Annotated in this window: 24 protein-coding genes and 1 riboswitch; of the genes, 18 read left to right on the top strand and 6 right to left on the bottom strand. The window is 35.2% G+C overall.

Annotated features, from left to right (window positions below; translation table 11 throughout):
- Positions 1–217: 217 nt before the first annotated feature.
- The 3 genes from yjbH to GJE18_RS02980 all read right to left on the bottom strand — a co-directional run bounded on the left by yjbH (position 218) and on the right by GJE18_RS02980 (position 2,079).
- Positions 218–1,012: a protease adaptor protein YjbH gene (gene yjbH, locus GJE18_RS02970; RefSeq protein WP_060550683.1), complete on the bottom strand. Its 795-nt coding sequence runs from the start codon at positions 1,010–1,012 to the stop codon at positions 218–220.
- A 14-nt stretch (positions 1,013–1,026) separates the two neighbouring features.
- The gene (locus GJE18_RS02975) at positions 1,027–1,398 is read right to left on the bottom strand and encodes a truncated hemoglobin YjbI (protein ID WP_060550684.1); all 372 of its coding nucleotides are present in this window, start codon (positions 1,396–1,398) and stop codon (positions 1,027–1,029) included.
- A gap of 84 nt (positions 1,399–1,482) precedes the next feature.
- A complete protein-coding gene (locus GJE18_RS02980; RefSeq protein ID WP_107368370.1) occupies positions 1,483–2,079 on the bottom strand; it encodes a CYTH domain-containing protein in 597 nt (198 codons plus the stop codon).
- Between the two features lie 290 nt (positions 2,080–2,369).
- On the opposite strand from GJE18_RS02980, the gene GJE18_RS02985 reads away from it, so the two are divergent.
- From GJE18_RS02985 to fabI, 7 genes are all read left to right on the top strand, one after another.
- Entirely contained in the window at positions 2,370–2,717 is a 348-nt protein-coding gene (locus tag GJE18_RS02985; protein WP_107368371.1) for a UPF0738 family protein, read from the top strand.
- Between the two features lie 16 nt (positions 2,718–2,733).
- Positions 2,734–3,378: a GTP diphosphokinase gene (gene yjbM / locus GJE18_RS02990; protein WP_037565898.1), complete on the top strand. Its 645-nt coding sequence runs from the start codon at positions 2,734–2,736 to the stop codon at positions 3,376–3,378.
- Positions 3,378–4,187 (top strand): NAD kinase, encoded by an 810-nt coding sequence (locus GJE18_RS02995; protein WP_037565901.1) that lies wholly within the window; start codon positions 3,378–3,380, stop codon positions 4,185–4,187. Before yjbM ends, GJE18_RS02995 begins: the two co-directional genes overlap by 1 nt.
- A complete protein-coding gene (locus GJE18_RS03000; RefSeq protein WP_060550686.1) occupies positions 4,184–5,038 on the top strand; it encodes an RluA family pseudouridine synthase in 855 nt (284 codons plus the stop codon). Before GJE18_RS02995 ends, GJE18_RS03000 begins: the two co-directional genes overlap by 4 nt.
- Positions 5,039–5,056: 18 nt before the next feature.
- Entirely contained in the window at positions 5,057–6,451 is a 1,395-nt protein-coding gene (gene mgtE / locus GJE18_RS03005) for a magnesium transporter (RefSeq protein WP_165805040.1), read from the top strand.
- A gap of 10 nt (positions 6,452–6,461) precedes the next feature.
- A complete protein-coding gene (locus GJE18_RS03010) occupies positions 6,462–8,297 on the top strand; it encodes a monovalent cation:proton antiporter family protein (RefSeq protein WP_060550688.1) in 1,836 nt (611 codons plus the stop codon).
- Between the two features lie 141 nt (positions 8,298–8,438).
- Complete coding sequence (fabI, locus tag GJE18_RS03015; RefSeq protein ID WP_060550689.1) at positions 8,439–9,209, top strand: enoyl-ACP reductase FabI; 771 nt, start codon at positions 8,439–8,441, stop codon at positions 9,207–9,209.
- 67 nt (positions 9,210–9,276) lie between these two features.
- On the opposite strand, the gene cozEa is transcribed toward fabI, so the two are convergent.
- Complete coding sequence (gene cozEa, locus GJE18_RS03020) at positions 9,277–10,383, bottom strand: lipoteichoic acid biosynthesis protein CozEa (protein WP_103346452.1); 1,107 nt, start codon at positions 10,381–10,383, stop codon at positions 9,277–9,279.
- Between the two features lie 191 nt (positions 10,384–10,574).
- On the opposite strand from cozEa, the gene GJE18_RS03025 reads away from it, so the two are divergent.
- The 4 genes from GJE18_RS03025 to GJE18_RS03040 all read left to right on the top strand — a co-directional run bounded on the left by GJE18_RS03025 (position 10,575) and on the right by GJE18_RS03040 (position 14,058).
- Positions 10,575–12,158 carry an alanine/glycine:cation symporter family protein gene (locus tag GJE18_RS03025; RefSeq protein ID WP_107368373.1) on the top strand — a complete coding sequence of 528 codons (1,584 nt, stop codon included), beginning with the start codon at positions 10,575–10,577 and terminating at the stop codon, positions 12,156–12,158.
- A 130-nt stretch (positions 12,159–12,288) separates the two neighbouring features.
- On the top strand, positions 12,289–13,026 hold the full coding sequence (locus GJE18_RS03030) for an esterase family protein (RefSeq protein WP_060552461.1): 738 nt from the start codon (positions 12,289–12,291) through the stop codon (positions 13,024–13,026).
- Between the two features lie 50 nt (positions 13,027–13,076).
- On the top strand, positions 13,077–13,586 hold the full coding sequence (locus GJE18_RS03035) for a 2'-5' RNA ligase family protein (protein ID WP_060550692.1): 510 nt from the start codon (positions 13,077–13,079) through the stop codon (positions 13,584–13,586).
- 163 nt (positions 13,587–13,749) lie between these two features.
- A complete protein-coding gene (locus tag GJE18_RS03040; protein ID WP_037565920.1) occupies positions 13,750–14,058 on the top strand; it encodes a hypothetical protein in 309 nt (102 codons plus the stop codon).
- Between the two features lie 22 nt (positions 14,059–14,080).
- Here GJE18_RS03040 and ltaA read toward each other — a convergent pair whose 3' ends face one another.
- On the bottom strand, positions 14,081–15,268 hold the full coding sequence (gene ltaA, locus GJE18_RS03045; protein WP_037565921.1) for a lipoteichoic acid biosynthesis MFS flippase LtaA: 1,188 nt from the start codon (positions 15,266–15,268) through the stop codon (positions 14,081–14,083).
- Entirely contained in the window at positions 15,246–16,421 is a 1,176-nt protein-coding gene (locus tag GJE18_RS03050) for a diglucosyl diacylglycerol synthase (RefSeq protein ID WP_107368374.1), read from the bottom strand. Before GJE18_RS03050 ends, ltaA begins: the two co-directional genes overlap by 23 nt.
- A gap of 511 nt (positions 16,422–16,932) precedes the next feature.
- Here GJE18_RS03050 and GJE18_RS03055 point away from each other — a divergent pair.
- The 7 genes from GJE18_RS03055 to GJE18_RS03085 all read left to right on the top strand — a co-directional run bounded on the left by GJE18_RS03055 (position 16,933) and on the right by GJE18_RS03085 (position 26,150).
- A complete protein-coding gene (locus tag GJE18_RS03055) occupies positions 16,933–18,417 on the top strand; it encodes a UDP-N-acetylmuramoyl-L-alanyl-D-glutamate--L-lysine ligase (RefSeq protein WP_060550694.1) in 1,485 nt (494 codons plus the stop codon).
- Entirely contained in the window at positions 18,407–18,646 is a 240-nt protein-coding gene (locus tag GJE18_RS03060; protein ID WP_039646457.1) for a YueH family protein, read from the top strand. The genes GJE18_RS03055 and GJE18_RS03060 overlap by 11 nt, the downstream gene beginning before the upstream one ends.
- A 12-nt stretch (positions 18,647–18,658) precedes the next feature.
- On the top strand, positions 18,659–20,221 hold the full coding sequence (locus GJE18_RS03065; protein ID WP_060550695.1) for a peptide chain release factor 3: 1,563 nt from the start codon (positions 18,659–18,661) through the stop codon (positions 20,219–20,221).
- An 82-nt stretch (positions 20,222–20,303) separates the two neighbouring features.
- A riboswitch (yybP-ykoY riboswitch) is annotated at positions 20,304–20,407 on the top strand.
- 118 nt (positions 20,408–20,525) lie between these two features.
- On the top strand, positions 20,526–21,326 hold the full coding sequence (locus tag GJE18_RS03070) for a TerC family protein (protein ID WP_060550696.1): 801 nt from the start codon (positions 20,526–20,528) through the stop codon (positions 21,324–21,326).
- Between the two features lie 183 nt (positions 21,327–21,509).
- On the top strand, positions 21,510–23,120 hold the full coding sequence (locus GJE18_RS03075; RefSeq protein ID WP_107368375.1) for a S1C family serine protease: 1,611 nt from the start codon (positions 21,510–21,512) through the stop codon (positions 23,118–23,120).
- Positions 23,121–23,136: 16 nt separating this feature from the next.
- Complete coding sequence (locus tag GJE18_RS03080) at positions 23,137–24,495, top strand: TrkH family potassium uptake protein (RefSeq protein ID WP_060550698.1); 1,359 nt, start codon at positions 23,137–23,139, stop codon at positions 24,493–24,495.
- Between the two features lie 161 nt (positions 24,496–24,656).
- Complete coding sequence (locus tag GJE18_RS03085; RefSeq protein ID WP_060550699.1) at positions 24,657–26,150, top strand: bifunctional metallophosphatase/5'-nucleotidase; 1,494 nt, start codon at positions 24,657–24,659, stop codon at positions 26,148–26,150.
- The last annotated feature ends 392 nt before the right edge of the window (positions 26,151–26,542 follow it).

The raw sequence follows: 26,542 nt of genomic DNA on the forward strand, positions 1-26,542 counted from the left end.
TTTGGACATTAAAGGGTTGAATCGTTTGTGAACACGTGATATATTATGAGCATGAAATTAATCACATAACAAACATACCCCTTTGTTTGAAGTGAAAAATTTCTCCCATCCCCTTTGTTTAGCGCCGTGTCAGAACACGGCGTTTTTTTATGCTTTTTTATACAAAAAAGTTGGAACAAAACGATGTTCCAACTTTATAAAAATATATATCTTTATCTTACATTTTAGACTTCCAAAATTCTCCACCAGGATACTTTATCTTTTCAATCTTCTGTTGTAAGAGCAATTTCTTCAATTCTTTTTTTAATGTCTTCTCAGGCCATTCATAAATGGTTAATAGCTCTTCTTCAGTAACTAATTGTTTTTGATGAATGTATGTTGCTAATTTTGGTGGGAGTTGCTTTTCAATTTGACATCCCATCATCTCATTAATGATATACGTATAGATGTGATAAGGATACAGTCCTTCAACTTTTAATCCTTCCTCTTGAATATCCTCGTTGAAAAATACGAGGGAAGGTGCCATATCAACTTCCATTTCACGTGCAATATGCAAATCAACTTTTAAGCTTTCACGTAAATTACCATGAATTAAATCCTCTTGAAATACATCATAATCCAATCCAGCATTGACGATACATTTAGATATCATAGATTCTGTCACAATATCTGGTTTTGGAATAATTTCATTTTGAATAAGATGCATAAAACGATGTGCACGTGCACGTCCTTGTAATTCTGCCGCTTTGAATGCTAGCGCAATATTGTCACGGTCACATGTACTCTGTGCTTGGCATTTGGTCAACACCCGTAAGGAAGGATTTAGGATATGACGAATGCGGATATATTGGCTGTATTCAATTTTTAATTTCGATAAAACGGCAGATAATTTAAAGCTATCTTTGCTAAAAGGATCGAAAAAAGAATAAATTTCAATTTTGCTCACAGGAGAAAGATTCGTATTCGCTTCTTCTTGACAACTATGAACAACAGCTCGTAATTCTTTCGTCATATTTTCACCTACAATTAATATTCTGTGTTAACCATATGTGATGCGGTTAACTTTAAACGCTCATACAAGTAATCACCCACACCATGGGGTAATTGTGCATTGTCTATAGCGATCTGCATATTTTCTAACCAAGCATTTTTCGCTGCTTCATCAATTTTAAAAGGTAAATGACGTTTTCGTAACATGGGGTGCCCGTGTTCATCAGTATATAAACTTGGCCCACCTAAAAATTGAGTGAGAAATTGCTTTTGTTTGCGACTTGTTTCGTTAAAATCCCCTGGAAATAAATGATTTATTCGATCATCTTGTTCAACTAAAATATAAAAATGGTCAATCATCTTATATAAAGCATCTTGACCAATCACTTCATACGGTGTTGGAGGCATTTCATCACCTTAATCGTTAGTTTTGATATACATAAATAATAACATGAATTTTTACATATCAAAGTAAAAACACTTATACAATGCCTATTTGTGTTCACGCTGATTTATAAAAGCTTGATATTCAAAAAAGCGTCGTACTTTATTTTTGGGTTCGATATGAATTAATTGAAATTGGTTTAGTAATGTTTCAAAAGCTTGTTTTCCTTTATCGTAATCTTTGACTTCAAATTCCAATTCAAAATCTTCTTTTCCAAGATAGAGACTATGATCTAAGACAAGTAATCCATCTTCCAAAATTTTTTCATAACGCACCGTTTTTAATGCGCCTAAGACTTTTAATGACTTAACGGAAATATGATTTTTTTGTAAAATATTTAAAATATCACTCGGAATGTGATTTTCATCAATACGCAACCCTTCTGCAGGTTCGATGGACGTCTCAAAATTGTATTCATTTAAACCGACTGACAACGGTACTTTTAACGTCATTTCATTCGGTTTGCCGTCTTTCACTCTTATCCGTAGGGCCATTTTTTGAGATTGAATTTGAAAATCAGGCGTATCAATATAATAGTTTACTTGAGTTTTAAGTTCAGTATTCGTAAAATAAGATGCTTTGAAATCTTCGTATTGGGATAAAGTTAACAACTGTTTAAATTCAATTTCTTGTTCGATTGCCATTCGTGTTCACTCCTTAATCCATATTATGCCTAAGTTTGCATGTGTTTAAAAGTATTTACAATTTGAGTGATAGTCGATGAGACGTGTTAAGAATTATGTTAAACTGTATTATGATAAGGCAGTTTGCCTCATATTAAAAAATAGCGATAGGAATCAAGGAAAGTATTGATGCTATCAACAAGTATGATATTAAGGTTGTGAATTTTTACTCGCAATTATTGAGTCATATAAAACTGAACAATGTAAATATGGGTCTTTTTGTTTTAAAGCCCCATATAGGAGGAGAACGTATGCGTATTTATGTTAATGAAATTAAAATTCAAGATAATCAAGTATTATGTTATACAGATAAGTCAACTGAAGGTTTGACTGAAGTCGGTCAAATGATTGTTGATAGTGATCATTTTTCTTTCGTTTATTTAATGGATAATGGGTCCTCGTTTTCATATCTCATATTTGTTCAGGAAACTTGGTCTATGCTTCATGAGCATAAAGATAAACAAATTGTGATAAACGATACGATAAAATTAACACAATTTAAAGATGAATTAGACTACTTACTAGATAATATCGAAGGTAACTCCAATTATGGTAATGCATTTGTATCAGCCGTTGAAGAGACTTTTGAGTTAGTATGAAGCGGAGTGAGGTAAAATGAACCAGTGGGAAATTTTTCTTGCGCCTTATCGTCAAGCCATTGATGAACTTAAAATAAAACTTAAAGGGTTACGAAAAGAGTATCAAGTGACCGAACATAATTCGCCTATTGAATTCGTTACTGGGCGTGTTAAACCGATTACAAGTATCATTGATAAGGCGAATAAAAGGGGCATTCCATTTGACCGTCTGCGTGAAGAAATGTATGACATTGCTGGATTACGTATGATGTGTCAATTTGTGGATGATATTGATAAAGTTGTGGAGCTTTTAAGACAACGAAAAGATTTTAAAGTAGTTGAAGAGCGTGATTACATTAAAGACACGAAACAAAGTGGATATCGTTCGTACCATGTGATTATTGAATATCCAATTGAAACGCTAGAAGGTCAAAAATCTATTCTAGCTGAAATCCAAATCAGAACTTTGGCGATGAATTTTTGGGCAACAATTGAACATACTTTGCGATACAAATATGATGGAGATTATCCTCCTGAAATTCAAAAGCGTTTAGAACGTGCTGCTGAAGCGGCTTTTCTACTCGATGAAGAAATGTCTGAAATTAAAGAAGAAATTAAAGAAGCTCAAAAGTTCTATTCCAAAAAACGTGCAGATAAGCATGAAAACCGTGGGGTGGAGTAATGCGTTTTGTTATTTTGTCTAAGGGCGATGCCAAATCAGAAGCGTTAAAGCATAAAATGTTGAGTCATATGCGCGACTTTAAAATGATTGAAGATCATGACAATCCTGAAATTGTCATTTCTGTTGGGGGAGATGGCACGTTATTGCAAGCCTTTCACCAATATAGTCATATGTTATCTAGATGTGCATTTGTAGGGATTCACACGGGTCATCTCGGATTTTATGCGGATTGGTTACCACATGAAGTAGAGAAACTTATTATTGAAATTAACAATTCTGAGTTTCAAGTTATTGAATATCCCTTACTTGAAATCATTGTAAGGTATAATGATAAAGGATATGAAACACGACACCTGGCGCTGAATGAAGCGACAATGAAAACTGAAAACGGTACAACGCTTGTCGTTGATTTAGATATTCGAGGGCAACATTTTGAGCGTTTTCGAGGTGATGGGTTGTGTATTTCGACACCATCAGGCTCAACAGCTTATAATAAAGCGTTAGGAGGGGCATTAATACATCCATCTTTAGAAGCGATTCAAATTGCAGAAATTGCATCGATTAATAATCGTGTGTTTAGAACGGTTGGATCACCTTTAGTGCTACCTAAGCATCATACGTGTCATATTAAGCCAGTGAATCATGATTCAATATTAACAACCATCGACCATGTGAGTATTAAGCACAAAAACGTAAACGCAATACAATACCGTGTTGCCAATGAAAAAATCCGTTTTGCGCGTTTTAGACCTTTTCCATTTTGGAAACGTGTGCATGATTCGTTTATTTCAAGTGGCGATGATGTATGATATTTACGTATACGATTCAAGAAAATATGCAACTTAAAACATTTTTATATGAGCAACAGTTTTCTAAAAAGACGATTAGCGCCATTAAACTAAATGGCGCTTTACTTGTTAATCAACAACCTGTCACAGTAAGAGAAATGCTTACTGTAGGAGATAAAGTTGAAGTGCATTTACCTGAAGAAGTGCCGAGTGACAACTTAATCCCCTTCGATGCGCCGTTAACGATACTTTATGAAGATGCATGGCTTTTAATTGTTGCAAAACCTGCGCATCAAAATAGTGCACCCTCACGTGAACATCCGCATCACAGTTTAGTGGAGCAAGCACTAAACCATATGCAAAACCATCAAGAAAAAGGGATACCACATATTGTCACGCGTTTAGATCGTCATACGATGGGCATTGTGATATTTGCCAAATCACGTCATTTGCACCATTTAATGACACATACAGACATCGACAAATATTATGAATGTATATGTGAGGGAACTTTATCTCACTATGATGAGATTGAGGCGCCTATTGCAAGAACACAAGATAGTATTATCACACGCTGTATTTCAAACGATGGTAAATATGCGAAAACGTTGTACTGGCCTATTAAAAACTTCAAGACTTATACTTTATGCCGTGTTAAACTTGTTACGGGAAGAACACATCAAATTCGTGTGCATTTTCAACATATAGGAGCACCTATAGTAGGGGATGGGTTATACGGGAATCTACACTCTATACATGCCACACAATTACTTAAATGTGCAGAAATCAAATTTATACACCCAATTACAAAGGTGAACATTCATATTAAAAATAAACATCCAGATTTTCACCAATTGTTGATGACTTTGTAAGAAACATGAGAGATGGAGGTGGCAAATATGACGGATGAAAAAGAGCAATTAGTTTTAGATGATGAAGAAATGTATGATAAAGCGTTACTTGATGAATATATTTTGAACAATGATATTGATGAGTTTCGTACCGCATTTCTTGAACTCCACTCATATGAGCAAAGTGAATATTTTGAGGAAAGTGAAAGCGATATTCGTCAAAAAATGTATCAATTCCTTTCCCCTGAAGAAGTCGCTGAATTTTTCGAGCATTTAGAAATAGATGAAGAAGCATATGAAGATTTATTCGAGGAAATGAATGCAACGTATGCAAGTCAAATTCTTGAACATATGTCATATGATAATGCCGTTGATATTTTAAACCAACTAACGAAGCGTAAAATCGCGAGTTTACTATTACTCATGAATAAAGAAGACGCTTCTGAAATTAAAGCTTTATTACATTATGATGAAGATACCGCCGGCGGTATTATGACAACGGAATTTATTTCGTTAACAATTAATACGCCAGTTCATGAAGCAATGATGCGGGTTAAAGAACAAGCACCAGATGCTGAGACAATTTACGTTATTTTCGTTGTAGATGAACAGAAAAAACTTGTCGGTGTAATTTCTTTAAGAGATTTAATTGTAGCCGAAAATGACGCCTACATTGAAGATATTATGAGTGAACGTGTCATTAGCGCAAATGTCGCCGATGACCAAGAAGATGTTGCGCAAACGATGCGAGATTATGACTTTATCGCGATGCCGGTTGTAGATTATCAAAATCATTTGTTGGGTATCATTACAATTGACGATATCGTCGATGTTATGGATGAAGAGGCGAGTGAGGACTACTCACGTTTAGCCGGGGTTTCGGATATCGATTCGACTGATGATTCAATTGTTAAAACAGCTTTAAAGCGTTTACCATGGTTAATGATTTTAACTGTGCTCGGCATGATAACAGCTTCAATTTTAGGATCTTTTGAAGAAACATTAGAAAAAGTAGCATTACTTGCTGCATTTATTCCAATTATCAGTGGGATGTCAGGGAATTCAGGAACACAATCCCTTGCCGTTGCTGTACGTAATATTTCAACTGGTGAAATTGATGAAAAGAGTAAATTTAAGCTTGCACTGCGTGAATCAGGCAGTGGATTGTTAACAGGTATCTGCTGTGCAACAAGTTTATTTTTTATTATTTTACTTATCTATCGTGAACCTATTCTTGGATTAATCGTCGGTAGTAGTTTGACCATTGCAATGACAGTAGGAACAACGATAGGTTCAGTGATTCCACTTATTATGAATAAAATTGGTATTGACCCAGCTGTTGCAAGCGGGCCTTTTATCACAACGATAAACGACATTGTGAGTATGCTGATCTATTTCGGACTCGCAACTACTTTTATGACATATTTGGTTTAAGGAGGGGCCTATGGAATTTGTATCGCTTGTTGTAGTGATTATCGCTGCACTACTCACGCCCATTTTAGTCAATCGACTAAGGATTTCATTTTTACCTGTCGTAGTGGCAGAAATTTTAATGGGTATTGTGATTGGTAATTCATTTTTACATTTAGTACATAGAGATGATGTTCTAAATATACTTTCAACATTAGGGTTTATCTTTTTAATGTTCTTAAGTGGTTTAGAAATAGATTTTAATGCCTTCAAGAAAGAAAAAGGGAAACCTAAAAAAGAACAAACGCAAGAACCGAGTCATTTATCGCTCGCATTTTATGTGTTTATATTTATTATGGCAATATCTATTGTTCTTGCATTTGGCTTTATGTGGATTGGCTTAATTAATGACGTGCTTCTTATGATCATTATCATTTCTACAATTTCACTAGGTGTTGTTGTGCCTACGTTAAAAGAAATGAATATTATGAGTACGACAATCGGACAGTTTATTTTGCTTGTTGCAGTACTTGCCGATTTGGCTACGATGTTACTACTTACTGTTTATGGTGCTATTCATGCCAAAGGTGGTGGCACGGTTTGGTTAATTGGTATTTTAGTTGTGTTCACAATCGTTTTTTACGTCGTAGGTGGTTTATTCAAAAAAGCACCATTTTTGAATAAATTAATGGCTGGAACGACACAAATCGGCATTCGTGCGGTATTTGCGCTGATTATTTTATTAGTTGCACTTGCTGAAGGTGTTGGCGCGGAACATATTTTAGGAGCATTTTTAGCCGGTGTTGTCGTGTCATTATTGCAACCTGATAAAGAGTTAGTTGAGAAGTTAGACTCATTTGGATATGGCTTCTTTATCCCAATATTCTTTATTATGGTAGGGGTGGATTTAGACATTCCATCGTTAATTAAAAATCCAACGATTCTCATTATCATTCCAGTATTAATTTTTGCATTTTTAATTTCAAAATTAATTCCTGTACTCATCATTAAAAAGTGGTTTGATATGAAGACAACCATTGCTTCAGCATTTTTATTGACTTCAACGTTGTCATTGGTTATCGCAGCTGCCAAAATTGCGGAGCGTTTAGGAACAATTAGTTCAGATATTTCAGGGATTTTAATTTTAAGTGCTGTGGTTACATGTGTGTTCGTACCCATCGTCTTTAAAAAGATGTTTCCATTACCAGATGAGATGCAACGCTCAATTAAAGTAGCAATGATTGGGAAGAATCAATTGTCTATCCCTATTGCACAAAGTTTACAATCGCATCTATACAAGGTCACATTATATTATCGTAAAGATTTAACAGACCACCGTATTTTATCAGACGAAATCACAATGGTCGAAATTGCAGATTACGAATCAAAAATGTTAGAGCGTTTAGGTTTGTTTGAAAGTGACATTGTGGTGTGTTCAACAAATGATGATGCGATTAATAGAAAAGTGGCATTAATGGCTAAAGAGTTCGGTGTTGAACGTGTCATTTGTCGTTTAGAAACAAATGATGAGGAACAAACATTAAAGTCACAAGGAATTGAAATTTTTAGTAATTTCCAAAGTAATCAAATTCTACTAAAAGGAATGATTGAAACACCAAACATGCTTAACTTGTTAAGTAATGTAGAAACATCCATTTATGAAATTGGGATGTTTAATTATGCGTTTGACCAAACGCAGTTACGTAATTTCCCGTTTGATGGTGATATTATCTTTGTCAGAATCATACGAAATAATGAATCTATCGTGCCACACGGGGATACGAAATTACAATATGGCGATCGCCTCATTGTGACAGGCTCTAAAGAATATGTCGATCAACTGAAAATCGAATTAGAGATGTTTAAGTAAATGAAGACAAGCAGAATGCTCTAAATCATAGTGAGTATTTTGCTTGTTTTTCATTTTAAAGAGATTTGATTTTTAAAATTTAAGACCAGATGTTAAAATTAAAGTAATATAGCAAATTTTATTTTAAAGGAGTAATTCATTGTGATGAATTTAGAAGGTAAAACATATGTCATTATGGGGATTGCCAATAAAAGAAGTATTGGTTTTGGCGTCGCGAAAGTTTTAGATGAATTAGGAGCAAATCTTGTATTTACATACCGTAAAGAACGTAGTTTTAATGAATTAGATAAATTAATCGATCAACTCAATCAAAAAGAAAAACATGTATATCAAATCGATGTACAAAGTGACGAAGACGTAGAAAAAGGATTTGAACAAATCGGTAAAGACGTTGGTAAGATAGATGGCGTATTCCATTCAATCGCTTTTGCACGTGTTGAGGAATTACGTGGACGTTATTCTGAAACATCTCGTGACGGTTTCTTATTAGCACAAGACATTAGTTCTTATTCACTTACTATCGTTGCGCGTGAAGCACGCAAAATCATGAATGATGGCGGTAGCATCGTGACCTCTTCATATATCGGTGGTGAGTTTGCGGTACCGAACTACAACGTGATGGGGATTGCAAAAGCAAGTTTAGAAGCAAGCGTCAAATATTTAGCCGCTGATTTAGGTCAAGATAATATTCGCGTCAATTGTATTTCTGCTGGTCCTATTAAAACATTAAGCTCACGTGGTGTAGGAAACTTTACATCTATTTTAAAAGAAATCGAACAACGTGCACCGTTACAACGTAATGTAAACCAAGAGGAAGTTGGTAAAACGGCTGCATACTTATTGAGTGATTTTTCAAGTGGTGTAACTGGCGAAAATATTCATGTTGACGCTGGTTATCATGCGATTCGTTAATTATAAACAGTTTAAAGGTTCTCAGACACTGTCTGAGAACCTTTTTCTGTTGATGTTAAAGCTTTAGTCAAATTTTGGTATGAGTGTGGTGCTCGTCGACGTTACTTCTTGCTTTTAACATAATTTGATGTCTGTATTTGAAAACATTACGTACGATTGTTTTCAATACGGCATATAACGGTACGGCAACTAAAATTAAACCAAAGCCGCCTAAGCTACCTGAAGCCAAAATTACAATAATAATTGTTAAAGGATGAATGTTAAGTGATTTACCCATGACATTTGGTGTGATGACATTACCTTCAAGCTGTTGCGCAACCAATGTGACAACACATACCCATACAAAAGTTGTTGGACTTTGAATAAGACCTAATATGCCAGCAGGTAAAAATGCCATCCATGGCCCTAAAAATGGAATCATATTTGTAATAATTGCGAACATGACGAGTAAAACCGTATATTCTAGTCCGATGAGACTATAGCCGATAAATAAAATAACACCTAGAATTAAGCTCACCATGACTTGACCTTGAATATATGATTTTAACGTGTGGTTTAAATCTGTTAACAGATTTACTACAAAGATTTTGCGATCACCATTAAAAATACGTGCAATGGCAGGAATAAAACGTTCGTGATCTTTTAACATAAAAATCAAGAAAAATGGAACTAAGATAAGTAAAAATAGTGTCGAGATGATACTGCTAATAATATTGAAAGAATTGGATAAAATATCCGTTGTATATGAACCTACTTGAGAGATCATGCTATTAATCTTATCAGTCACATTTGATGGTAAACGATCGCGTTGATCGAGGACAAAGTTAATTAAGCCTTGAGCTTCACGTTGAATCGTTGGAATGTTTTTAATTAAATTCTGAACCTGACTCGTAATAACCGGACCAACGATTCCGATAATGGCACCAATAATGGCCATTAATCCTAAAAGAATAATCGTAATACTTGCCCATCTTGGAACATGCCTTTTTTCAAGCATTTTTTGAAAAGGTAAACATATGTAAAATAAAAACCCACCCATTAATAAGGGTAATAATACTGACTGCACGATAATAATGAGTGGCATAAAAATGTGATTGATTTCTAAAAAGAGCTTTATTAAAAGGAAAAGTATTAATAAAGCAACACCCGTACGAAACCACACTTTATTTGTCATAAGATGTGCCTCCTTATAAATTTGTTACACTTCAGTATAGCCCAATTTTGGGTGTGATGAAACAAATATTTGTGAATAAAAATACAAATACTAAATTTTGAATTGAGTTGCACGGATTATAATTTACCGTTATAATGAGTGTATATTTATCTGAAAATTTTAATCTTTTCAGAAAACATGGGGGTATGTTTATGGTTGAAGCAATCGTGGGGTGGTTAAATGAAATTGTATGGAGTAAACCACTCGTCTATGGTCTCTTACTCACAGGGATTTTGTTTAGTTTAATGACACGGTTTTTACAAGTAAGGCATTTTAAAGAAATGATTCGACTGATGTTCCAAGGAGAAAAATCTCCAACCGGAATTTCAAGTTTCCAAGCCATTGCATTGTCGCTTGCAGGACGTGTGGGAACAGGTAATATTGTTGGGGTTTCAACGGCGATATTTATTGGTGGTCCAGGTGCTGTTTTTTGGATGTGGGCAACAGCGTTTTTAGGTGCAGGTACAGCATTTATAGAATCCACACTCGGTCAAATTTTTAAAAAAGAAGAAGATGGTGAATATCGCGGTGGTCCAGCCTATTACATAGAACAGGGGATTAAGGGGAAATTTGGTAAAGCATACGGGTTGTTATTTGCGGTAGTTACTATCATTTCTGTAGGCTTATTACTGCCCGGGGTACAGTCTAATGCGATAGCAAGTTCAATGCATAATGCTTTTGGCATTCCAGCATGGGTTATTGCGGTAGCACTCATTATTATTCTGGCATTAATTATTTTTGGTGGTGTCAAATGGATTGCGAAAGTCGCAACAGCGGTCGTACCTTTTATGGCAATCATTTATATTTTAATGGCACTCGTGATTATCGCACTTAATATCACGGAAGTACCTGCATTATTTGCATTGATTTTCAAATCAGCATTTGGTATGGAAGCCGCTTTTGGTGGAATTATTGGTGCGATGATTGAAATCGGTGTTAAACGTGGATTATATTCAAACGAAGCCGGCCAAGGTACAGGACCACATGCCGCTGCTGCAGCTGAAGTATCTCACCCAGCAAAGCAAGGCCTAGTTCAAGCATTTTCAGTATATGTAGATACATTATTTGTATGTACAGCCACAGCTTTAATCATTTTAATATCTGGTACATATAATACGACAGATGGTACGACAGCAGCAGATGGACATCCAGGATTAATTGAAAATGGAGGTATTTACGTTCAAAATGCTGATGGTACTAAAGATTATTCAGGAACAGCAATGTATGCTCAAGCAGGTATTGATAAAGCTTTCCAAGGTTCAAATTATCACTTTGATCCAACGTTCTCTGGTTTAGGGTCTTACTTTATTGCAATCGCACTATTCTTCTTTGCATTCACGACAATTTTAGCGTATTACTATATGGCTGAAACCAATGTCAGCTATATTACCAATAGAATAGCCAAAAAACAGAACAAATTATGGCGTAATGTTATTCGAATTCTACTCATTGCCGCTACTGCATATGGCTCAATTAAAACAGCTGACGTTGCTTGGGCGTTAGGTGATCTAGGTGTCGGTATGATGGCGTGGCTGAATATTATCGCAATATGGATTTTATGTAAGCCTGCCCTAAAAGCATTGAAAGACTTCGAACAGCATAAGAAAAAATATGGCACAGGAAAAACTGCCATTTACCGTCCAGATGCACAAGAATTACCAACAGCTAAATTCTGGTTAGAGGATTATCCACGACGTTTAAAAGAACAAAATTACAATCCGGACGATGAACAATAAATAATTCAACAAATATAACAACGTAATAAATGACAAATAGGGTAAATATTTATGTATAGCACTGTCTAGTTAACAAGTAAAGCGTCTCTTGATACAATAGTTATGAATTCGTATAGGGGGCGCTTTAATGATGTCTGATTTTAAACCTGGCAAAATAACGACATTAGATGTTCAAAGTGACATCTTAGATAGGCAGGTTACCTTGTCTGTTTATTTACCAGAGGACTACTCTGATCTTTATAAAAGTAAGGTGATTTTTTGTTTTGATGGACGCGATTTTTTAAGATTTGGTCAAATTCATCGCGTATATGAACGCTTAAGACAAAAACATGAAATTGAACGTGCGATTATTGTTGGTTTTCATTATGAAAATGTTGAAAAGCGACGGATTGAATTTCATCCACAAGGTAAAAAAGCATCACAAACTGTTCAAGCGGTAGCACGCGAAATTTTACCTTGGATAGATGAGACATTCCCAACATATAGAGTAGGGAATGCACGTCTATTATTAGGTGATAGTTTGGCAGGAAGCATCGCGTTGCTGACGGCCTTGTCATATCCACGTGTGATGAGTCAAGTGGGGGTATTAAGCCCACACTACGATGGGATGGTGGACGCATTAATAAAGCGTTGTCAATTTATGAATGCCTTATCTATTTGGCATGTCATTGGCAAAGAAGAAAAGGATTTTGAACTTCCAACAAATGGTAAACGTGCAGATTTTCTTACACCTAATCGAGAGATGCATACACGTATTTCAGAAACAGAAGCGACCTATTTTTATAAAGAATTAGATGGAGGACACAACTGGAAAACGTGGAAAAAGGAACTACCAGAATTGTTAAAATACTTTTTAAGTAACCAATGATATAAATTTTTGCTATAATAGATTCAAGGACAAACAAAGGAGGAATTTCAATGATTCTAGGGTTAGCGTTAATTCCGTCACAAGCGTTTCAAGATGAGGTCAATGCATATCGTAAACGCTATGATAAACATTACACAAAAATTAAACCACATGTCACTGTTAAAAGTCGATTTGAAGTCGATGATCATGCTTTAGATACGATTAAACAAGAAATTCAAAAACGTATTGAAGGCGTTCAACCTCTTACGGTTCACGCGACGAAAGCATCGAATTTTGCGCCGACGACAAATGTGATTTATTTCAAAGTTGAAAAAACAGATGAATTACAGGATTTATTTGATCGTTTTGATGGTGATGATTTTTACGGTGAAGCTGAGCATCCATTTGTGCCACATTTTACTATTGCTCAAGGTCTTACGAGCCAAGAATTTGAAGATATCTATGGTCAAGTGCGTTTAGCTGGTATTGATCACAAAGAAGTCATTGATAAATTGTCTCTTATGAAATATAACGATGATGCAGAGAAATGGGAAGAAATAGAAACCTATACATTTGCTTAAATTGAGATGCTTCTATGAATGATAAATTGAAAAATAGGATGGGATACACATTTTAAGCTTTTTAGAGCGAAAAATGTGTATTTTTTTGAAAATGCATATCTCTACCACATGTTTACATGTATAATGAAATTAAATATTGCAATATAGAAATGGAGTGGGGGATATGACACTTACACATTGTCCGAAATGCCAGTCGGAACGAATAGGAGAAACGAAAAGCGGTTGTCTTTTGCTATTAGTCATTTTTACGACAATCTTTTTTGGAATTCAGTGTATTGTATATATCAGTTCGGGTGCGCTTGCTAAAAACCTTTTCGGAAGCTTACTTGTGTTAACTGTATATGCGATCATATTAGGTATCATATGGCTAATTTATAAGAAAAAAGGTCAGCGTTTTTATTGTGTCGATTGTCAAAGTGAATTTAAACCTGAAGCGATCGCACACATCGAAAAAGGACACGAAAAAACATAATGTTTCGTGTCCTTTTTTATATTTATGAATGGCGATGCTGCTTTAAAAAATATATGCCATAGAAGAAGGCTAAAAAGTAAATGAGCAACGCTGCAAAGTAAAATGTGTATACAGGGCTACCTGTAAATTGAGAAATTGGTCCCCCTAGTAATGGGCCAATCATTGCCCCAAATCCTTGGATACTATTAATCACACCCCAAGTTTCCTCTTGTTCACTTGGATGGATGAAACTCGCCATAAACGTATTCCAAGCTGGAAGAAGTAATCCGTAGAGCAACCCTATAAAAAAGGCTATTATCCAAACGATCATGATTTGATGAATAAATGCGAATGAAAGAATCGCACTGGCATATATAAAAAAGCCAAAGAAAATGACACCATGCATGAATGATTTTGAATAATGATCGATAATCTTAGATAAGAATAACATTGAAATCGTACAACCAATGCCACCAATAACGATTGCAAGGGTGTATTCTACGGTTGAAACACCAATCATATTAATCGCATAAATAGGAAGTACAAGAATCAAGGCGCTAATTGCGATACCTTGGATTAAAATTCCTGGGAATAAGATTAAATGCCTTTTAGAAACACTAACAATTTGTCTTAACTGCTGTTTAACATTTTTAGGATTATATGCAGTTAATGTCACTTTCACAAACATATATAATAAAAAAGCGATAGCTACACATAACGTCATAATAAAGTTAAAATGCGTTGGATGGGCTTTAAAGATTAAATTCATAGCAATCATACCGGATAATAAACCAGCAAGCCATGCGAAATATACATAGCCCATTTGCTTTCCACGTGTAGTTTCTTGCACGTTGGCAAGCATAATGACCCAAATTGGACACACGGCTATACCTAACATTAACGCACTTAAAATCAGAACGAACGGTGCTGTAGGAAACCATATAATCAGAAATAGACTCATTAATGCAAGAATGAATCCAACTGTTAACACAATTTTTGTGCCTAAACGCTTTAACACAAATCCTACGATAAAGTTAGAAATTGAATCTGCAATAAAATGGATGGAAACTGCGACAGAAGTGATACCGACTGCGATGCTTGTAGCAGTCGGTAACAAAGGTAAATAACTTAATACAAACATACCGCGCGCAAATTCCATCAAAAAGAGGATAACTAGTAGTAAATAAAAATTTTTCATGTAGTTATCGTTATTTGACGAGTAGTTTTGCATATAAAGGAACCTTTCCGTAAACTTTTTCGTATTCAGTAGCATCATAAAGTAAATCTAATAAATCCTCACATAAACGTTGAGTGGCGTACCGTGTTCTTAATGATGACATCGTTTCTACCATTGTTTTAAGTTGTTCCGGTTGATGTGTTAAGCGTGTCACGATATCAATCGCTTCATCAGGTGTATAGGCGATATGACCAAAACCTTTTTCTTCAAAGTAGTAGGCATTCTCTAACTCTTGTCCAGGGGCAGGATTTAAGAAAATCATTGGTACTTGTCTTGTAAGAGCTTCTGAAATCGTAATGCCACCAGGTTTTGTAATCATCATATGACTACAAGCCATCCACTCGTTCATATGTTTTGTAAAACCTAAAATGCACACTTTAGGGTTATTTTTGAATGTAGATGATAATTGCCGTTTTAATTCTTTACTTTTACCACATACCATCACGACTTGTGCATTCGGGCTCTCATCTAAAATGCGTTGTATCATTTGATCAAAGCCTTTTGATACGCCAAAAGCGCCTGCAGACATTAAAATTGTTTGCGCATTTGGATCTAAATGATGTTGTGAAAGCCAAGCAGAAGTATCGATTTGTGTTTCGAATTTTTCTGAGATAGGAATGCCAGTTACTTTAATCGTTTCTGATGGAACACCAATATTTTCAAATTCAGATTTTAAATCATGCGTCGCTAAATAATAGCGCGCAGAATTTGGTGTAATCCAGTTTTTATGCATGCGATAGTCAGTCATTACTGTTGCAATAGGTATATTCATATTGAATTGTTCTGTAAGCACGGACATTACAGGGGTAGGGAATGTTAATAAAATTAAATCGGGTTTCTCTTTTAAAAGTAGATTCAACAATTTGTTCAAACCATAGTATTTATAAAAACACTTATCTAACTCGTCAGGACGACTATAGTAAAATGCTTTATACATGCGTCGAAAATATTTAAAACTATTGATATACCACTTTTTAGTTAAAGTTGTAAGTATAGGATGCGCCTCTAAGAATAAATCATGTGAAATCACAGATAGGTTATCTAGTTTGAGGTTGTTGAGTTGATCTACAATGCTGTTAGTGACTTGGATATGTCCGTTACCAAATGACCCAGTAATGATTAATAATTTTTTCTTTTGTGTCACCATGATTGGCCACCCTCCATTAAAAGTTTTCGGTGTCTTACAGAATATTGCAACAGAAATGTTGATAAATACCTTTGGATACACATTTAGTGTAACTTATTATTGTTTGTTTGTGAAAAGATTATTTTAATCCTAACAAAATTATTACAATTTTAATCTATAGTAATAGATGTTAAAATTTTTAATACGTTTCATGTTTATATTGGTACATTAAACGTGAAAAATGATATTCAGTTACCTATAAATCACGTATGTGTAACTTTAAATTATTTTTACGTAAACAAATCCATTATTATATTTTAATATATACATAACATAGACACAACAAAAAAGTGAATACGTCTGTAGTAGGTTGATGTATGGAGACATCTCATGATGTATAAGTTGAGAAAATAAAAATGATAAAATATTCGACCTCAAGTGCACGTTTCAATAGTAAAAATGTGCTGGTTCATATATGATTTTAAAGAGAAAAGTGTATAATGAGTGAGTGTAACTAAAAGGAGAGATTTAAGTGAATGCGCAACGATTATTTGAGAAAATTTTAATCAAAAAAGTGATTGGAACGTTAGACCGTGATGTTGTTGATATTACTACGGATTCTAGGACTGCTAAAGTGGGGAGCATTTTTGTGGCTTCAGAAGGCTATACTGTAGACAGTCATCGATTCGCGCAACAAGTTGTAGATGCAGGGTGTCGTTTAATTGTCGTTAACCGCGCGCTTACGTTAGAAGGCGATGTCACTCAAATTATAGTTCCTGATACGTTAAGAGTTGCCAGTCATCTTGCGCATCAACTTTATCATTACCCTAGCCAAAAGTTAACTACTATAGGTGTAACAGGAACTAATGGTAAAACATCTATCGCAACGATGATTCATCACATTTACCGTAAATTAGGTAAAGGAAGTGCCTATTTAGGTACAAATGGGTTTCAAATTAATGAAAAAATAACAAAAGGCACGAATACGACACCAGAAACCGTTTCATTAATTAAGCGTTTAAATGAAGCTGTAGAAGCTGGCGCAGAGGCAATGACATTAGAAGTGTCTTCACACGGCTTAACGCTAGGACGTTTAAGAGGTGTCACATTTGATGTCGCTATTTTTTCTAATTTAACACAAGATCACCTTGACTTTCACGGTACTATGGAAGCTTATGGTCATGCGAAGTCGTTATTATTTAGTCAATTAGGTCAAGATTTATCCCAAGACAAATATGCTATTGTGAATGCGGATGATTCATTTTCTCAATATTTAATGGAAGTGACACCATATGAGACACTCACATATGGTATAGATAATGAAGCGCAATTTATGGCAAAGAATATTCATGAAACACTACAAGGGGTTACATTCGACTTTGTTACGCCATTTGGGACATATTCCGTGAGATCACCATATGTAGGCCGTTTTAATATCGCGAACTTAATGGCAGCAATGTTAGGTGTTTGGGTAAAAGGCACTGATTTAGAAACCATTACGCGCATTGTGGCTGATTTAGAACCTGTAGAAGGACGTCTAGAAGTACTTGACTCTGATTTGCCGATTGATTTAATTATCGATTATGCTCATACGGCAGATGGTATGACAAAGCTTATTGATGCTGTGAAACCGTTTGTTAAACAAAAGCTTATCTTTCTTGTGGGGATGGCAGGTGAACGCGATTTAACGAAAACACCGGAAATGGGGCGTGTTGCCTCACGTGCTGATTATGTGATTTTCACGCCAGATAATCCAGCAAATGACGACCCTAAAATGCTTACTGCAGAGTTAGCAAAAGGTGCCACGCATGATAACTATATTGAATTTACAGACCGTGCTGAAGGAATTAAACACGCGATTGATGTTGCAGAGCCAGGAGATACAGTCGTTTTGGCATCAAAAGGGCGTGAACCGTATCAAATTATGCCAGGACACGTAAAAGTCCCACATCGTGATGATTTAATCGGTCTTGAAGCGGCTTATAAAAAATTTGGAGGTGGTCCTGTTGAAAATTAGAGAATCGCATAGCGACCATTATTCTGCAAAAGTTTTTATTTACCAAAATAAAAAAGAGGATTATTATGTAGTTTCTATTCCAGATTTAAATTGGTCAATTTTAATTGATGAAGCGTTATATGGCGAAAGTTTAACTGAACATTTGTTTGTCCACTTATTCAATGTCATTGATGAGGATGAAGCGAACACCCTTGCTTTACGTATAACGCATTGGTTACAAGAAGTATAAAGGAGAACAATGATGAGTATTAAAGATGAAATTCAATCCCGCAAAACGTTTGCAATCATTTCGCATCCGGATGCCGGGAAAACAACATTAACAGAAAAACTATTATATTTTAGTGGGGCCATTCGTGAAGCGGGGACAGTTAAAGGTAAAAAGACAGGTAAATTTGCGACAAGTGACTGGATGAAAGTTGAACAAGAACGTGGTATTTCAGTTACAAGTTCTGTAATGCAGTTTGATTATGATCATTATAAAATTAACATCCTTGATACACCAGGTCACGAAGACTTTTCAGAAGACACGTATCGTACACTGATGGCGGTAGACAGTGCGGTCATGGTCATCGACTGTGCAAAGGGGATTGAGCCACAAACACTTAAATTATTCAAAGTATGTAAAATGCGTGGCATTCCTATTTTTACCTTCATTAACAAATTGGACCGTGTAGGTAAAGATCCTTTTGACTTACTTGATGAAATTGAAACGACACTTGGTATTGAAACGTATCCAATGAACTGGCCTATTGGTATGGGACAAAATTTCTTTGGTATTATTGACCGTAAAGAACGTACGATTGAGCCTTTTAGAGATGAAGAGAATATTTTACACATTAATGAAGATTATGAACTTGAAGAAGCTCATGATATTGCGCAAGATAGTGTGTTCCAACAAGCGATTGAAGAATTAATGTTAGTTGATGAAGCTGGAGAAGCGTTTGATACAGAGGCTTTAAAACAAGGCGATTTAACACCTGTATTCTTTGGCTCAGCACTTGCAAATTTTGGTGTTCAAAATTTCTTAAACGCCTATGTTGATCATGCACCAATGCCACATGCGCGTCAAACTGAAGAAGATATCGATGTCAGCCCTTTTGATGATCAATTTTCTGGGTTTATTTTTAAGATTCAAGCGAACATGGACCCACGTCACCGTGACCGAATCGCATTTATGCGTGTTGTAAGTGGTGCCTTTGAACGTGGTATGGATGTTAAGTTACAGCGTACAAATAAAAAACAAAAAATTACGCGTTCAACGACATTTATGGCAGATGATAAAGAGACTGTAAACCATGCCGTTGCAGGCGATATTATTGGGTTATATGACACTGGAAATTATCAAATCGGTGATACGTTAGTGGGTGGAAATCAAAAATTTAATTTCAAAGCTTTACCACAGTTTACACCAGAAATCTTTATGAAAGTGTCGGCTAAGAATGTAATGAAACAAAAACATTTTCATAAAGGTATTGAACAATTAGTTCAAGAAGGCGCGATACAGTATTATAAATCACCACATACAAACCAAGTCATTTTAGGTGCGGTTGGTCAATTACAGTTTGAAGTGTTTGAACATCGCATGAAAAATGAATACAACGTGGATGTGGTCATGGAGCCGGTAGGTAAAAAGATTGCACGTTGGATTCATAATGAAGACGACATTCAAGAAAAAATGAATACAAGTCGTTCAATACTTGTAAATGACCGTTATGATAATAAAGTATTTTTATTTGAAAATGAATTTGCGACACGTTGGTTTGAAGATAAATTCCCTGAAATTGAATTGTATAGTTTATTGTAATAGTATTTCCAAATTTAAATAAATGGTTGTTTTTTTCTCATCGAATTGGGTATAATAATCACATCATAATTAAATACCTATGACAGTTTTGTCAGAGGGGAGTAACTTGTTTAACGTTTAACGTTAAAAACGCTTTGTCGTCATTACGAAGAATTTTCTTCCGGTAAAGCGGGCAATATTTTTGCTGAGTGAGACCTTTGCTATGTATTTAGCATGGGTCTCTTTAATTATGCAAAAGTAAATGAGCGTCGACTTGAAATAAAATGATTTCATCGATAAATCTCATATAATAGGAGGAATTAGTTTGGATTTAACGATATTGTTAACCTATGCAGGCGTTGTCTTAGTCCTTGTTTTTTTAGAAGGTTTACTTGCAGCAGATAATGCAGTGGTTATGGCAGTTATGGTTAAACATTTACCGCCAAAACAACGTAAAAAGGCCTTGTTTTATGGTTTGTTAGGAGCATTTGTTTTCCGTTTTATTGCATTATTCTTGATTAGTATTTTAGTGAACTTTTGGTGGATACAAGCAGCAGGTGCTGTTTATTTAATTTACATGTCAATTAAAAATCTGTACCAGTTTTACAAAAGTAAAAGTCACCATGAGGATACACCAGATAATGATGACCATCATTTTGATGAATCTGGCGCTGAAAAAGAAGTGAGTGCAAAAGAATTTTGGGGGACAGTCGCTAAAGTTGAATTTGCAGATATCGCTTTCGCAATTGATTCTATGCTCGCGGCATTAGCAATTGCTGTGACGTTACCAAAATTAGGTGTGCATTTTGGTGGTATGGATGCAGGTCAATTCGGTGTCATGTTCCTTGGTGGCTTAATTGGTGTTATTTTAATGCGTTATGCAGCAACTGTTTTTGTAGAATTGCTTAATAAATATCCAGGCTTAGAAGGTGCAGCATTTGCCATTGTAGGCTGGGTTGGTATTAAATTGGTCGTGTTAGTATTGGCGCATAAAGATATCGCAGTGATTCCACATGACTTTCCACACTCAACTTTATGGCAGATTATATTCTGGGTTGTCATGATTGGATTAGTTGTCATCGGTTGGTTGACTTCAGTTAAAAAAAATAAAAAACAAACAAAATAGATTGATGAAAAGCGAGGCACGAACAGCCTCGCTTTTTATTATGGTGACGGCTTTACTTGGAAACGATTATCTAATGATAGGTATCATAAATTTTTAACAATTATGGATAGATTATTAAAGAAATTTGAAGGCCAATATGTCATAATAATATTTAAGCACACGATATTGAGGAGGACGTGAACATTGGATCAAGATAAAAAACATGTCATTCCACGACACAAATATAAACGTAAAAGACGTGAATTTTTCCATAATGATGAACGTGAAGCGCGCATTAAAGCAGAAGAGGAAGCGACACGCTTAAAAAAAGAGCGTGAAAAAGCACAAGTGAAAAATAATGAAGAGCGTGTGAAAGATAATTTAAGAAAAGCACGTATCGAAAAAATTACACATGAAGACAAAGTCAATACAGGTCAACTTCATGAAAATGATACACATGCTGAACAATCGGCTTCGAATCAAAATGACGCGCTACAATCGAACTTATATAAACAGCAAGCGCAAGAAATCAAAAAACATACTCCAACTGAAAATAAAAAACGTTCTCAAACATCTGAAACGTCTTCAAAGCACGATAACAACGTTTTACGTGATGAACAAGACAAACATCGCTATTCTGCAAAAAAAGATTGGACTGAAAAAATCACACAATTCATTACTAAAGAATGGGCAAAAATCCTAATTGTCTTAGCAGCCATACTCATTTTAGTGCTCTTGTTCGCTATTTTTAATAATGTTAATCGAAGTGATGATAATGTACGTACTACGCTTGAACATCAACAAAAAGAACAAGGTACCCATAAACAAATAACGAAAACGATGGAACATGCCAATGCGGCTTTAAATTCAGTGGTAGCTGTTGAAAGTCAGTCACAATCTACGCCAGTAAACGTTCAAGATGTGAAAAATCAGTCGCAACAAAATAATGAAACTGGATCAGGTGTCGTCTACAAAAAAGTAGACGACTCTCTTTATATCTTAACGAATGCGCATGTCATCGGTACGAGTAAAACACAGACGCTAACATACTTAACAGATAAGAAAGTTTCAGCGACGGTTGTCGGTACGGATAAATGGTCAGATATTGCAGTTTTAAAAGTGTCGGCGCATAAGGCAAAACAGTTAAAACCGATACATACGGGTAATTCCGATAAATTGGTGCTTGGTGAGCCCATCATAGTTATGGGAAATCCATTAGGATTAGATTTTTATAATTCAGTCGGGGAAGGGATCATTTCAGGATTAAATCGAAATGTGCCGGTAGATATTGATAAAGATAACCAATATGATATGTTACTTCGCGCTTTTCAAGTTGATGCACCTATTAATCCTGGAGATTCAGGTGGCGCGATTATAGATCAAAATGGTGATGTCGTAGGTATCGCTTCATTAAAAATTACGATGCCAAATGTGGAAGGAATGGCCTTTGGGATACCGATCAATGATGCGCTTAAAGTCGCAAAACAATTGGAAAAAGATGGTAAAATCACGTATCCTAATACATGGTTAGGTATGCAAAATATTACGGAATTAACCGAAAATGAGCGTCAAACATTGAAACTGCCACAAGACGTTAATCAAGGTGTGATTGTTAAACAAATTGAAAATAAAAGTCCTGCGAAAGATTCAGGATTACAAAAAGATGATATAATAGTAAAATTAGATGGTCAGCCGATTAAAGATACATTATCTTATAAACAACAACTTTTTAGACATACAGATACATCTAAACCTTTAAAATTAAAGGTGATGCGTCAAGGTCACACAATGAACATTGCGTTTAAATTGAAATAATGTGGAGTGAACAATCGTGTCGATAGTGAACCAACTTTTTAGAAAAGCAAGCCCACAACAAGGGATTGTGTTATATTATCTAGTCGCGATTATTGTCGCATTCTTATTGTTAAATATTCCCGGCGTACATAAACCAGGTGTCAAAGTAGCGCCGATTGACACCCTATTTGTAGCTGTTTCGGGTGTAAGTGTCACAGGGCTAACGCCTGTCAATATTTCTGAAACGTATTCCACGTTTGGTTACATCATTATTCTACTGATTTTAAATATTGGTGGTATTGGTGTGATGGCCATTGGTACGTTGTTATGGGTCGTATTAGGCAAACATATCGGGATTCGAGAGCGTCAATTAATCATGTTAGATAACAATAAAGAATCGATGAGTGGAACGGTAAAATTGATTATAGATATCGTACGTGCGATGTTGCTAATTGAAGCAGTGGGCGCAATCTTACTTTCATTTTATTTTTACCGAGATATTCACGATATTAAAGAATCTATTATTCAAGGGATTTTTGTTTCAGTTTCAGCAACCACAAATGGTGGCTTGGATATAACTGGGGAGTCTTTAATACCTTATGCGACGGACTATTTTGTACAAACAATTATCATCTTTTTAATTATACTTGGCTCTATTGGATTTCCAGTATTGCTTGAAGTAAAAGCGTATATTACCAATCGTATTCCTAACTTTCGATTTACATTATTTACTAAAATAACAACAGTGACGTATTTAGCGATTCTAATCGTAGGAATGATTGGGATTTTATTAATTGAAAGTCACGGTGTATTAAAAGGTCACTCCTGGCATGAATCCTTTTTCTACGCACTTTTTCAGTCATCTACAACCCGTAGTGCCGGGTTACAAACGATAGACGTTTCGCAATTTTCAGATGCGACCAACTTATTTATGGGTGGGCTCATGTTCATAGGGTCTTCACCAAGCTCAGTAGGTGGGGGTATCCGTACGACGACATTTGCGATTCTTATTTTATTTTTAATTAACTACAAACCAAATGCTGAAAAATCTGGTGTGAAAGCATTTAACAGAGAAATTCATTCACAAGATATACAGCGCTCTTTCGCCGTATTTGCGATTGCGATATTTCTCACGTTTTTAGGCATGTTTATTATGCTTCTCGTTGAAGGGCGTCAATTTAATATCATTCATATTTACTTTGAGATCATGTCGGCATTCGGGACATGTGGTTTGTCAACGGGGATAACCGGAGATTTAAGTGGCGTGTCAAAAGTGGTATTAATGTGTCTCATGTTTATCGGACGCGTCGGTCTTATATCATTTATTATCATGTTCAGTGGAAATCGGGAACCAGCCAAATTTCATTTCCCTAAAGAACGTGTTCAAATTGGATAACAAATTCAAAACTTTAGAAATGGGATGAAACTTTTGTTTTCATACCCATTTTTTTATGTGAAGTGATATTTCTGACCTATGATTAAAATAGTAAAAGGCAAATGATTGCACATTTTAAATTATGATAAAATAAAATCAAATGACAAAAAGGAGTTCTGTTTATGCGTCAAAATGAAGAGATACGTTTAAACATTTTAGCGACATCCGATATTCATAGTCATATTTTAAACGATGAAGCGGGTTCCCATATTTATCGTGCAGGTACGTATGTTTCAAAAGTACGTGAACGTGAACCGCACGTTCTTTTACTGGATAATGGAGGGAGCTTAGCTGGAAATATTGTCGCATTTTATTATGCGTTAATCGCGCCACACAAACGGCATCCGATGATAAAAGTCATGAACGCATTAGAGTATGATGCGAGTGGTGTAAGTGCAGATGAATTTAAATTCGGTTTAGATTTTTTAAATCGTTCGATTGCTTTATCTCGTTTTCCATGGTTATCCGCCAATATTGAATATGCGATGACGCATGAACCTTATTTTTCAACACCGTATATCATCCATAAAATTAAGGATTTACGGATTGCAGTGATTGGATTAACTTCTGAAACATTAGTGAAAAATCAAAACGTTGAAATGGAGAAAGATATTGCGATTGAACGTGCAACGGTATCGGCAAAACGTTGGATTCGTTATATTTATGAAGCTGAAGCACCTGACTTTCTCATAGTCTTATTTCACGGAGGTGTTCTCACATCGCAACACCTTAATCAGTCAAAAACAGATGAAATGTTGAGAAATATAGGGATTGTAGATTTATTTATTACAGGCCACCAACAAGAAACGACAATTGAAAATGAAGATGGCACATTAGTTGTCCGGGCTGGACAAAACGGCGAACATCTCGTTCATGTAGAAGTAACATTTAGACGTAGACAATCTTCTTATGAGACGATTGATATTAATCCAAAAATCGTAACGCTCAGTCAATACGAAGAACATGAAGCATTATTAGACATGACTAAATATGATCGGAAAGCAGTTCAAACTTGGAAAAATAAGATGATAAACGGACTGCATCTAGATGCACGGTTTACGGCTTTCGAGGAATTGTTAAAACACCCGCATCCATTCATTGAATTGTTACATGAAAGCATCCAAAATGAGCATCCAACTGATATCAGTTGCGTACATTTACCATTACCTTCTTCAAAAGGATGTGTAACGCCATTACAACATGAAGATATCTTTAACATTTATCCTCACCCTGACCATTTGATAGATTTGACATTAAGTGGGGAAGTTATTAAAATGTTAATCGAAAAAAGTGTGGCTTATTTGCATAGTGGAAATGATGCACTTACTTTAAACGGTATTGATCCGACACATTTCTTGTTTTGGAAAGGATTCGATTTCACGATAGATGTCTCAAAACCAGTCAACAAACGAGTAACTCAATTCAGTTTAAAACGAGACTATACGTATCGTGTGATAATGACAGATTATTGTTACCGACATTACCGTCAATACTTAGAACATGCACCTATGCATTACGTATCAAAAATATCTATGCCAGAATTAATAATTAAGCGTTTATCTTCATCAACGCCTATTAACAAGAGAAAACAGAATATGACGATAGTAGGAATGTAATATTCAAAGAAGCTAAAGCAAATGTTTTAGCTTCTTTTTTATTCATTAAACGTCCCTATTTAAAAAATAATCACGATTGTAGTTCTATGAGTGAATACCAATTACATCCCAATAATTATTATATTTTAATTTAGATTTAAGGGTTTTAGAAGGCTAGAAGGACAGTGAAAGTACTGGTATAAAAGGAAAAAGGGCGCAATATACGCAATTATAATGTGTTAAACATATTTAAAAATCACTTAAGGTATATTTAATATAACTATGTTGTAAAACTAAAAATGACGCTATATAATTATTTTTGTAAGTTAGATATTTAGTGATGAAAACTACTTTGAGCGAAGTAGTTTTTTTATTGTCTTTTTTAAATATTACAGGGCATAAAAGTTATTTTA

This window comes from Staphylococcus agnetis (assembly GCF_011466855.1).
Taxonomy (GTDB): domain Bacteria; phylum Bacillota; class Bacilli; order Staphylococcales; family Staphylococcaceae; genus Staphylococcus; species Staphylococcus agnetis.

What these genes read in the sequence shown, in the direction of transcription:
- yjbH (WP_060550683.1), bottom strand. Translation starts at nt 1,012, where the DNA reads ATGACGAAAGAATTACGAGCTGTTGTTCATAGTTGTCAAGAAGAAGCG.
- GJE18_RS02975 (WP_060550684.1), bottom strand. Translation starts at nt 1,398, where the DNA reads ATGCCTCCAACACCGTATGAAGTGATTGGTCAAGATGCTTTATATAAG.
- GJE18_RS02980 (WP_107368370.1), bottom strand. Translation starts at nt 2,079, where the DNA reads ATGGCAATCGAACAAGAAATTGAATTTAAACAGTTGTTAACTTTATCC.
- GJE18_RS02985 (WP_107368371.1), top strand. Translation starts at nt 2,370, where the DNA reads ATGCGTATTTATGTTAATGAAATTAAAATTCAAGATAATCAAGTATTA.
- yjbM (WP_037565898.1), top strand. Translation starts at nt 2,734, where the DNA reads ATGAACCAGTGGGAAATTTTTCTTGCGCCTTATCGTCAAGCCATTGAT.
- GJE18_RS02995 (WP_037565901.1), top strand. Translation starts at nt 3,378, where the DNA reads ATGCGTTTTGTTATTTTGTCTAAGGGCGATGCCAAATCAGAAGCGTTA.
- GJE18_RS03000 (WP_060550686.1), top strand. Translation starts at nt 4,184, where the DNA reads ATGATATTTACGTATACGATTCAAGAAAATATGCAACTTAAAACATTT.
- GJE18_RS03010 (WP_060550688.1), top strand. Translation starts at nt 6,462, where the DNA reads ATGGAATTTGTATCGCTTGTTGTAGTGATTATCGCTGCACTACTCACG.
- cozEa (WP_103346452.1), bottom strand. Translation starts at nt 10,383, where the DNA reads ATGACAAATAAAGTGTGGTTTCGTACGGGTGTTGCTTTATTAATACTT.
- GJE18_RS03025 (WP_107368373.1), top strand. Translation starts at nt 10,575, where the DNA reads ATGGTTGAAGCAATCGTGGGGTGGTTAAATGAAATTGTATGGAGTAAA.
- GJE18_RS03030 (WP_060552461.1), top strand. Translation starts at nt 12,289, where the DNA reads ATGTCTGATTTTAAACCTGGCAAAATAACGACATTAGATGTTCAAAGT.
- GJE18_RS03035 (WP_060550692.1), top strand. Translation starts at nt 13,077, where the DNA reads ATGATTCTAGGGTTAGCGTTAATTCCGTCACAAGCGTTTCAAGATGAG.
- GJE18_RS03040 (WP_037565920.1), top strand. Translation starts at nt 13,750, where the DNA reads ATGACACTTACACATTGTCCGAAATGCCAGTCGGAACGAATAGGAGAA.
- ltaA (WP_037565921.1), bottom strand. Translation starts at nt 15,268, where the DNA reads ATGCAAAACTACTCGTCAAATAACGATAACTACATGAAAAATTTTTAT.
- GJE18_RS03050 (WP_107368374.1), bottom strand. Translation starts at nt 16,421, where the DNA reads ATGGTGACACAAAAGAAAAAATTATTAATCATTACTGGGTCATTTGGT.
- GJE18_RS03065 (WP_060550695.1), top strand. Translation starts at nt 18,659, where the DNA reads ATGAGTATTAAAGATGAAATTCAATCCCGCAAAACGTTTGCAATCATT.
- GJE18_RS03085 (WP_060550699.1), top strand. Translation starts at nt 24,657, where the DNA reads ATGCGTCAAAATGAAGAGATACGTTTAAACATTTTAGCGACATCCGAT.